This window comes from Alicyclobacillus shizuokensis NBRC 103103, assembly GCF_001552255.1.
GTDB classification, from domain to species: Bacteria; Bacillota; Bacilli; order Alicyclobacillales; family Alicyclobacillaceae; genus Alicyclobacillus_G; species Alicyclobacillus_G shizuokensis.
Genome location: NZ_BCQV01000103.1, coordinates 1 through 2291 on the forward strand (window position 1 = coordinate 1; position 2291 = coordinate 2291).

Here is a 2291-nt window from a genome sequence, read left to right on the forward strand (position 1 = left end):
TAGCACCACATCCCCCTCCGCTCGCCCTATGCCATCGGTATCCAAAAGAATGCCAGACTTTCCGCCAGCGCGGGAGCTCGCTGCCGGCAACGTGCCGGCAGCCATGCACCCGCCCCGTCAGCCGTTTCGTTTCAACCGTCCTGTGCGCATGGCCCAGCGCTCCGCCACCACGAAGATGCACAGTCCCAGCGGGATGAGCAGCACACCGATGACTGCCAGCTTCAACAGAGAAAGCCACAAGTCCCCCAAGCCAGCGTCGTCGAGCAGGGCCAATCGCGCCATCTCCAGCGAGTAGGTGGCCGGAGAGAGCCAGGACAGCCACTGCACCCAGTGCGGCAACACCGTAACCGGATAATAGACGCCCGAGATGAGCAGGATGACGCCCTGGATGATGTGCGTCGCCTGCGCTCCGCGTTCCGTCGACAATAGCGGCAACACGGCGGCAATCAGCCCCAGCCCCATGAAGCTCAGACTCGATACCAACAGCACCACCACAGCCGCCCAAAGGTTGGCGTGGCTGAGGGGTAGGTGGAAAAACAACGCCACTGCGACCAGCACCACCAGCGTGCGGGCGATGCCGTAGGTGACCCCGTAGAGACAAGTACCTAGGAGATGCGTCAGGCGGCGAATCGGCGCCATGAACGTGTATTCGATGGTTCCCTCCCAGCGCTCGTAGCTGATGGAGTTGGCCACCTCGTCAAACAAGATGGACAGGTACCCCCACAGCAGAGCCCCGATGACCAGGTACAGAATCGTCGTGTTCCGCTGCCCGGCCGGCACCTGATAACCGATGAGCCCGATGGTCAGGGCGTTGATGACATTGTAGAACAAAAAGACAATTTCCCAGGACAAGTACCGCTTCACCAGGCGGAAGTTTCGCTCGACAAAGGCATAGAGGGTGCCCGTCTCACGCGCGATTGCCCCCTCAAGCGAGGTCCTCATCCGCCATCGCCTCCTCCCAATCGTCGCGACCGACAAATGCGAAAAACACGTCTTCAAACGACTCCACGTCCGATCCCGCCTGCTGCTTGAGCGCCTGCGGTGTGTCCAGCGCCACCAACCGGCCGGCGTCCAGAATGGCAACACGGTCACACAGCCGCTCCGCCTCCGCCATGTCGTGCGTGGTGAGGATGATGGTGGTTTCGCGCGTGGCCTTGATCTCCTCCAAGAAGTCCTGCACGTCGCGGCGTGACTTCGGATCGAGCCCTGTCGTCGGTTCATCCAGCAGTAGGAGCTCGGGCGTAGTCATGAAGGCGCGCGCGATGGCCACCTTCTGCTGCTGTCCGCGCGACATGCTCTCCAGCGTCGCATTCACCTTTGCCGCCGAAAAGCCAAGGCGCCCGAGGATGTAGTGAACCCGCTGCCTCGTCTCCTGGGCGCTCAGCCCATACAGACGTCCGGTGAACATCAGGTTCTCCAGCGCCGACAGTTTCTTGAAAAACGACGCCTCCACAGACACTCGGTTGATGCGCCGGCGAATTTCCCGTGCGTGCTTGGTCACGTCCAGGCCGAACACCTCAATCGTGCCGTCGTCCGGCAGAAGCAGCGTGGAAATCAGCCGTATCAATGTCGACTTGCCCGATCCGTTCGCGCCCAAGATGCCGAGCACCTCACCTGGATGGGTGTCCAGGGAGATACCCGCAACGGCCGTCACCTCCCGTTTGCGGCGGCGCCACAGCCCCCGCCGCACCACGCCCGCGTCGCCCGGCTGGGCGTCCTCGTAGAAGCGTTTGACCACATGGTCGCAGTGGATGACCGGGCCGGCTTGATGCAACACCCAAATCCCTCCGTTTCTCGAGAACTGAAAGAGAACAAGTGAAAAAGCCACGGGCAGTCCCGTGGCTCTCTGCGCAAAGATTATATGCATACCCGCCACGGGCGCTTGGCCCGCGGCGCAGGAGACGCTAGCTGACGTCTCGCCGGTGATGGAAAGGCAGTCGCAGGCCGGATATTGGAGTTGTCCGCGTGATGAGGCTGACAGACGCACGAATCCCCTGAGTAAACCCGCCGACGAGCTGAACCCCAACGGCATGGTGTACCCCGAGAGGTGCATTGTGCCGAATCTGCGACATCACACGTCCTCCTTTCCAGCAGCCTTCCATCGTTCTGGTGCTGGTACGTGAAACTCATGACGAATAGAAGCGCCAGCATCCTCATGCTACCAGCGAACGGAGGGAGAGTCAAGAGCTAAAAAGTGACCGGTTAACTGTATCCCACATTTCGCGCCTATCGTTGTGAGGGCGCGATTTTTGCGGGAAGGAATTGCATCCTTGAGAGCGAAATGATGCTTC

General features: G+C 60.9%; 2 protein-coding genes. Both read right to left on the minus strand.

The window, feature by feature from the left end; all coding sequences use genetic code 11:
- Positions 1 to 117: 117 nt before the first annotated feature.
- Entirely contained in the window at positions 118 to 942 is an 825-nt protein-coding gene (locus ASH01S_RS17455; RefSeq protein ID WP_067929708.1) for an ABC transporter permease, read from the minus strand.
- Complete coding sequence (locus tag ASH01S_RS17460; RefSeq protein ID WP_217996361.1) at positions 926 to 1777, minus strand: ABC transporter ATP-binding protein; 852 nt, start codon at positions 1775 to 1777, stop codon at positions 926 to 928. Before ASH01S_RS17460 ends, ASH01S_RS17455 begins: the two co-directional genes overlap by 17 nt.
- Positions 1778 to 2291: the final 514 nt, after the last annotated feature.